Raw genomic sequence first — 7,331 nt, 5'->3', positions numbered from 1 at the left:
CGGGTGGCCTGGGCCGCCATCCGCTGCCTGGCGTCCTCCGGTGTCATGCCCCGCAGCCGTACGAGCCGGTCGAGCTGGGTCTCCGGCGCCGCGTCCACGACCAGCACCAGGTCGAACCCTTCGGTCAGCCCGTTCTCGACGAGGAGCGGCACGTCGTGGACGACGACGGCGTCGGCCGCCGCCTCCTCGGCGATCTCGGCGGAGCGGTCACGCACCAGCGGATGCACGATGGCGTTCAGCGCCCGCAGCCGGTCCGGGTCGCCGAAGACGATCCCGCCGAGCTTGGGCCGGTCCAGCGCGCCGTCGGCCGTGAGTACCTCGTCGCCGAACTCGGCCACCACGGCGGCGAGCCCCGGCGTACCGGGCTCGACCACCTCGCGCGCGATCAGGTCGGAGTCGATGAGCACCGCCCCGTACCCGGCCAGCAGTCGGGACACCGCACTCTTGCCCGCGCCGATCCCACCGGTTAGTCCGATCTTCAGCATGGGGCCAGCGTAAAGGCCGCCGCTGTCGGGGCGGACAGCGGCGGCCTTCGTGCGGGTGCCCCGGCGCGTCGTGCATCGAGGCGGGCGGGTCAGCCGCCGTCGCCCTCGCGCTCGGCGAGGAACTTCTCGAACTCCAGGCCGATCTCGTCGGCCGAGGGAAGTTCGGTCGGTTCGGCGACCAGATTGCCGCGGCTCTCGGCGCCGGCCACCGCGTCGTACTGGTGCTCAAGGCCCTGGACCATCGTGACCAGTTCCTCGTCGCCCTCGCCCAACTGCCGCTCGATCTCGGTCTGGGTGCGCTGCGCCTCCGTACGGAGTGAGTGCGCCACGGCCGGCAGGACCAGTCCGGTCGCCGCCGTGATCGCCTCAAGGGCGGTCAGTGCCGCGTCCGGGTACGAGGACCTGGCGACGTAGTGCGGTACGTGCGCGGCGACACCGAGCACGTCATGGTCCGACTCCATCAGCCGCAACTCCACCAGGGACTCGGCGCTGCCGGGGATCTGCGCCTCGTCGAAGGGGCTGCGATGGCCCGGCATGAGGTCCGTGCGGTTGCCGTGCGGGGTGATGCCGACCGGGCGGGTGTGCGGGACGCCCATCGGGATGCCGTGGAAGTTGACCGAAAGGCGTACTCCCAGCCGCTCCACGACCTGCTCCACCGCCGCAGCGAACCTCTCCCACTCCACGTCGGGCTCGGGACCCGACAGCAGCAGGAACGGCGCGCCCGTCGCGTCCTGGACGACGCGCACCTCAAGGGTGGGCGTCTCGTACTCGGTGAAGCGGTCGCGCCGGAAGGTCAGCAAGGGGCGGCGCGCGCGGTAGTCGACCAGTCTGTCGTGGTCGAACCGGGCGACCACCTGGTGCGGCAGCGCTTCCAGCAGGTTGTCGACGATCTGGTCGCCGGTCTCCCCCGCGTCGATATATCCGTCGAAGTGGTAGAGCATGACAAGGCCCGCCGACTCTTGCGCGAGCGCCATGTCGACGACGGCGAGCCCCTTGGGCTCCCATTCGTACAAACTCTGCGGATCAAGCACGATTACCGCTCCTCCTCGTGTTCATTGGAAGAACGCGCCGCGGGACGCGGGCATTCCCTGCCCGCGTCCCTGGTGGAGCCGTCAGGCCAGGACCCGCTCGTGCAGCGTGGTCACGACCTTGCGGGCCGAGCTGAAGGCGCCATGCTGCCAGGCGTCGGCGTACGACAGGTAGTCACCGGCGAAGTACACCCGTCCGGCGGCCTTGTTGAGCGGCGCGTAGGTGGCGGCGTCGGGGCCGCCGGACATGCTGTGCCAGGCGCCTTCCAGATGCGGGGTCTGCCGCCAGTGGTGGGAGAAGGAGGTGGCCAGTTCGGTGCGGTACTGCTCGCCGTGGATCTTCACGCCCTGGGCGACGGCGCGCGCCTCCCGCTCGGCGGGGCTGAGCAGCGCGTAGGTGTCGGCGTTCGTCCCGGTGTTGTAGTAGCCGATGATCAGACCGCGCTTGCCGTGAAACCCGTAGGACGGGTACCAGATGTGACTGAGGTCCATGTCGGTCTCGGTGATACCGCCGTAGATCCGGTGGTCGGTCTCCCACCACCGGTTGCGGTACTCAAGCCCGATCTTGCCGGAGGAGACGGGCTTGACCGCCTCCAGCGCGGTCTGTACGGCGCTGCCGAGGTTGTGCGCGGTCTTGGCGAGGATGTGCGGCGGCAGGGCCGCGATGCAGTAGTCGGCGTCGATGGCGCGGGTGCGGCCGTCCTGCTTGTAGGTGACGGTGACGCCGTGCGCCTTGTCGGTGATCTGCTGGACGACGGCGCCGGTGTGGATCTTCCGGCTGCCGACGGCCTTGGTGAGCGCGGCGGGTATCCGGTCCATGCCGCCGACCGGCTGGAACATCAGCATGGCCTGGTCGTAGCCGAACTCGAAGGAGAAGTAGCGGCCGACGCCGCTGGCGAAGACCTCGGACGCCGAGGGCACGGAGCCCAGTTCGGTGCCGGGGGTGCCCGCGGCGCCCGGGTCGACGGTGAAGCCGCGGTGCTCGCTGCCGGTGTACTTCAGCTCCTTGCCGATGTCCCCGAAGCTCTCCAGGAAGCTCAGCAGCTTCGCCTTGTCGTCCGTGGTGAGGTCCGCGTCGAGTGCGCCGAGGTTGGTGGCCTTGGCGAGCAGTTCGGAGACGTATCCGTAGGTGTCGGCCTTGGCGGTGCGGTAGCGCACCGCCTCCGTCATGCCTGCCTTCTCGTTGTAGATGTAGGCGCTGGCGTTGCTGTTGGTGAACACCTCGACGGGTACGCCGAGTTCGCGGCAGTAGTCCATGGTGATCATCCACTGCGGGATACGGGCGGGGCCCGCGTTCATGTACTGGCCGTCGCTGAACCGGGCGGTCTGCCGGTTCCCGTAGAGGTCCTGGGTCGAATCGCCGCCGCGTACGGTGAAGTTACGGCCGCCGGTGCGGTCCCGCGCCTCCAGGACCGTACAGTCGTAGCCGGCTTTGCCCAGTTCGTAGGCGGAGGTGAGGCCCGCTATGCCGCCGCCGACGATGACGACCTTGGCGCCTCTGCCCTTGCCCTTGAGGTTGAAGTCGCTCTCGGTGGGGGCCCGGAACGCCGCTTCGCGGCTCGCGGCCTCCGCGGTGGGCGCCAGGCCCAGGGCTCCCATGGTGGCGAGCATGGCGCCCGCTCCTCCGGTGACGCCTACCTGGCGCAGGAAGTTGCGGCGGCTCGATCCGGTGGCGGTGTTCGGCGCATGGCTCATGTCCCGGTACCCCTTTCGATCTTCAGGTGTGCCGGGATCCTGACAAGCGGTTGTTACGGCGCTGCGGATGCTGGTGTATCCCGCACGTTGCCCTCTGCTCACCTCCGGGGGCCGCACATGCGTAAGGCCCGCCCCCCGAGGGGAGCGGGCCTTACGTCGTACCGGACCTGAGAGCTACCTACGAGCTACCCGCCGGGAGGTGCAGAGCCTCAGCTCTGACCACCCGCCAGCTTCTCGCGCAGGGCGGCCAGCGCCTCGTCCGACGCCAGGGCGCCGGAGTTGTCGTCGGACTCCGAGGAGTACGAGCCACCGGACGCCGCGGGGGCGCTGCCACCGCCGGTGCCACCGGCGGCCGGAGCCGCGGCACCTTCGGCAGCGGCGGCCTCGTCGGCCTCGCGGGACTTGATGACCTGGGCCTGGTGCTGCTCGAAGCGCTGCTGCGCCTCGGCGTACTGGGCCTCCCACGCCTCCCGCTGGGCGTCGAACTCGGGGAGCCAGTCGTTGGTCTCCGGGTCGAAGCCCTCGGGGTAGATGTAGTTGCCCTGGTCGTCGTAGGACGCGGCCATGCCGTACAGGGTCGGGTCGAACTCGACCGAGGCCGGGTCGCTGCCGAAGGACTCGTTGGCCTGCTTCAGCGAGAGGCTGATGCGGCGGCGCTCCAGGTCGATGTCGATGACCTTGACGAAGATCTCGTCGTTGACCTGGACGACCTGCTCCGGGATCTCCACGTGGCGCTCGGCCAGCTCGGAGATGTGGACCAGACCCTCGATGCCCTCGTCGACGCGGACGAACGCACCGAACGGAACGAGCTTCGTGACCTTGCCGGGGACGACCTGACCGATCTGGTGCGTCCGGGCGAACTGCTGCCACGGGTCTTCCTGCGTCGCCTTGAGCGACAGGGAGACACGCTCGCGGTCCATGTCCACGTCGAGAACCTCGACGGTGACTTCCTGGCCGACCTCGACAACCTCGGAGGGGTGGTCGATGTGCTTCCAGGACAGCTCGGAGACGTGCACGAGACCGTCGACGCCGCCGAGGTCCACGAACGCGCCGAAGTTGACGATCGAGGAGACGACGCCGGAGCGGACCTGGCCCTTCTGCAGGGTCGTGAGGAAGGTCTGGCGGACCTCGCTCTGCGTCTGCTCCAGCCAGGCACGGCGGGACAGGACCACGTTGTTGCGGTTCTTGTCCAGCTCGATGATCTTGGCTTCGAGCTCCTTGCCCACGTAGGGCTGGAGGTCGCGGACACGGCGCATCTCGACGAGGGAAGCCGGCAGGAAGCCACGGAGGCCGATGTCGAGGATGAGACCACCCTTGACCACCTCGATGACGGTGCCGGTGACGATGCCGTCCTCTTCCTTGATCTTCTCGATCGTGCCCCAGGCGCGCTCGTACTGAGCGCGCTTCTTGGACAGGATGAGACGGCCTTCCTTGTCCTCCTTCTGGAGAACCAGGGCCTCGATCTCATCGCCCACGGCGACGACCTCGTTGGGGTCGACGTCGTGCTTGATCGAAAGCTCGCGGGAGGGGATGACGCCTTCGGTCTTGTAACCGATGTCGAGCAGGACCTCGTCCCGGTCGACCTTCACGATGACGCCGTCGACGATGTCGCCGTCGTTGAAGTACTTGATCGTCTCGTCGATCGCGGCGAGGAAAGCTTCCTCGTTACCGATGTCGTTGACCGCAACCTGCGGGGTGGTGGCGGTGGTCTCGGTGCTGCTCGTCATGTGGGTTAGGGCTCCGGTACGGACATTGAGTCGTAGGTACTGCTACGCCGGGAGCCCGTATCGCTTCTGCAGAAGCCGGACAGCATGGGAAGCGCCGCCCCAATACACCAGGGAAGGCGCCTCGACAGCCGAGGGGACATACGACAGACGCGAGCGCGGCTGCTACGTCTGAGGCGCGCAAGCCCGCAGCGCAACCTTTAGCATACGGGGGCAGCCGAGCACGGTCAATGCGCGAAGGCACACACCCGGGGCGGAACGCCCCATATCCGGCACAAGGTCGGCACCCCGGGCACGCCCCGGCGAACCGGATGCCAGCACACTACGACGATGGACACGATCATCCAAGAGATCCACGAAGAAGAGTCCGAGGCGACCAGGCGCCAGAGCGGCGAGGGCGAAAGCTCCCGGGCCAACCGTGGCTGGTGGGACCGTAACGCGGACGAGTACCAGAACGAGCACGGCACGTTCCTCGGCGACGACCGCTTCGTCTGGGGCCCCGAAGGACTCGACGAGATCGAGGCGGGGCTGCTCGGCCCGGTGGAGTCGCTGCGTGGCCAGGACGTCCTGGAGATCGGCGCGGGCGCGGCGCAGTGCTCACGCTGGCTCGCCACGCAGGGCGCGCGTCCGGTCGCCCTCGACCTCTCGCACCGCCAGCTCCAGCACGCGCTGCGGATCGCCGGCGGTGACGAGGTGGCGTTCCCGCTGGTGCAGGCCGACGCAGGGGCGCTGCCCTTCGCCGACGGCTCGTTCGACCTGGCCTGCTCCGCCTACGGCGCGGTGCCGTTCGTGGCCGACCCGGTGAAGGTCTTCCGGGAGGTACGACGGGTACTGCGGCCCGGCGGGCGCTGGGTGTTCTCGGTGACGCACCCGATCCGCTGGGCGTTCCCCGACGAACCGGGACCCGAGGGCCTGACGGCGACCGTCCCCTACTTCGACCGCACCCCGTACGTGGAGCAGGACGAGGAGGGGAACGCGCTGTACGTGGAGCACCACCGCACGGTCGGCGACCGGGTGCGTGACGTCGTGGCGGGCGGCTTCCGGCTGGTCGACCTGGTGGAGCCGGAATGGCCGGAGTGGAACACCCAGGAGTGGGGCGGCTGGTCGCCGCTCCGTGGGCGGCTGCTGCCGGGCACCGCGATCTTCGTCTGCGTACGGGACTGAGGGTGATCCGCGCCGAGGCACTGGCCGCGCTGCCGGTACGCGAGGCGCTGCCCGCGCTGGCGCGGGCCTTGGCCGGTCCCGGCTGCGCCGTGCTGTGCGCACCGCCGGGCACGGGCAAGACGACGCTGGTGCCGCTGGTGCTCGCGGGGCTGCTGACCGGTGAGCTGCGCGCGGGCGAAGGGCCGGTCCGGCGCGTCGTCGTCGCCGAGCCCCGGCGGATCGCGGCACGGGCCGCCGCCCGGCGGATGGCCTGGCTGCTCGGCGAACAGGTGGGCGACCGGGTCGGTTTCACGGTGCGCGGCGAACGGCTGGTGGGTCCCCGCACGGTGGTCGAGGTCGTCACGACGGGGGTGCTGCTGCAGCGGCTCCAGCGCGACCAGGAGCTGACCGGCGTCGATGTGGTGATCATCGACGAGTGCCACGAGCGGCATCTGGACGCGGACACCGTCGCCGCCTTCCTGCTGGACGTACGCGCGACGCTCCGCCCCGAGCTGCGGCTGGTGGCGGCGTCGGCGACGACCGACGCCGCGGGCTGGGCCCGGCTGCTGGGGGACGCGCCGGTGGTCGAGGCGCGCGGCGTGTCGTACCCGGTCGAGGTGGTGTGGGCGCCGCCGGCCGCGCCCGTACGGCCGCCGCACGGGATGCGGGTGGACCCGGCGCTGCTGACGCATGTGGCGTCGGTGGTGCGCGGGGCGCTCGCCGAACGGACGGGTGACGTGCTGTGTTTCCTGCCGGGGGTCGGTGAGATCGGCCGGGTGGCGGGCCAGTTGGGCGGGATCGACGCCGAGGTGCTCCAGGTGCACGGGCGGGCACCGGCGGCCGTGCAGGACGCGGTGCTCGCCGGGTCGTCGGACCGGCGCAGGGTCGTGCTGGCCACGGCGGTCGCCGAGTCGAGCCTGACGGTGCCGGGGGTACGGGTCGTCGTGGACGCGGGCCTGGCGCGCGAGCCGCGCACGGACCACGCGCGCGGGCTGAGCGCGCTGACGACGGTACGGGTGTCGCAGGCGGGCGCCCGGCAGCGGGCGGGCCGGGCGGGACGCGAGGCGCCGGGCAGTGTCTACCGGTGCTGGACGGAGGCGGAGGACGGCCGGCTCGTGCGCTTCCCCTCCCCCGAGATCAAGGTCGCCGATCTGGCGGCCTTCGCGTTGCAGGCGGCCTGCTGGGGCGATCCGGACGCCTCGGGGCTCGCCCTGCTCGACGCGCCGCCGGCCGGGGCGCTGGCCGCCGCCCGCGCC

At 70.5% G+C, this 7,331-nt stretch carries 6 protein-coding genes; 2 read left to right on the top strand and 4 right to left on the bottom strand.

Annotated features, from left to right (window positions below):
- The 4 genes from coaE to rpsA all read right to left on the bottom strand — a co-directional run.
- The coding region (coaE, locus tag HY68_RS20210) for a dephospho-CoA kinase (RefSeq protein ID WP_041996654.1) at nucleotides 1-485 on the bottom strand (485 nt) is incomplete at its 3' end.
- Between the two features lie 89 nt (nucleotides 486-574).
- Nucleotides 575-1,516: a PAC2 family protein gene (locus HY68_RS20205; protein WP_078863692.1), complete on the bottom strand. Its 942-nt coding sequence runs from the start codon at nucleotides 1,514-1,516 to the stop codon at nucleotides 575-577.
- 81 nt (nucleotides 1,517-1,597) lie between these two features.
- Nucleotides 1,598-3,208: an FAD-dependent oxidoreductase gene (locus tag HY68_RS20200; protein ID WP_041990852.1), complete on the bottom strand. Its 1,611-nt coding sequence runs from the start codon at nucleotides 3,206-3,208 to the stop codon at nucleotides 1,598-1,600.
- 209 nt (nucleotides 3,209-3,417) lie between these two features.
- The gene (gene rpsA, locus HY68_RS20195) at nucleotides 3,418-4,935 is read right to left on the bottom strand and encodes a 30S ribosomal protein S1 (RefSeq protein WP_041990850.1); all 1,518 of its coding nucleotides are present in this window, start codon (nucleotides 4,933-4,935) and stop codon (nucleotides 3,418-3,420) included.
- A gap of 327 nt (nucleotides 4,936-5,262) precedes the next feature.
- Between rpsA and HY68_RS20190 the strand changes: the two genes are divergently transcribed.
- Both HY68_RS20190 and HY68_RS20185 read left to right on the top strand, forming a co-directional pair.
- Complete coding sequence (locus tag HY68_RS20190) at nucleotides 5,263-6,096, top strand: class I SAM-dependent methyltransferase (protein WP_041990848.1); 834 nt, start codon at nucleotides 5,263-5,265, stop codon at nucleotides 6,094-6,096.
- Between the two features lie 2 nt (nucleotides 6,097-6,098).
- Nucleotides 6,099-7,331, top strand: a 1,233-nt coding sequence (locus HY68_RS20185; protein WP_041996652.1) for a helicase-related protein, incomplete at its 3' end; no start/stop codon positions are given.

Source organism: Streptomyces sp. AcH 505 (assembly GCF_000818175.1).
GTDB lineage: Bacteria > Actinomycetota > Actinomycetes > Streptomycetales > Streptomycetaceae > Streptomyces.
The sequence above is the reverse complement of the archived record's forward strand: the minus strand, read 5'-3'. Positions and strand labels throughout refer to the sequence as shown.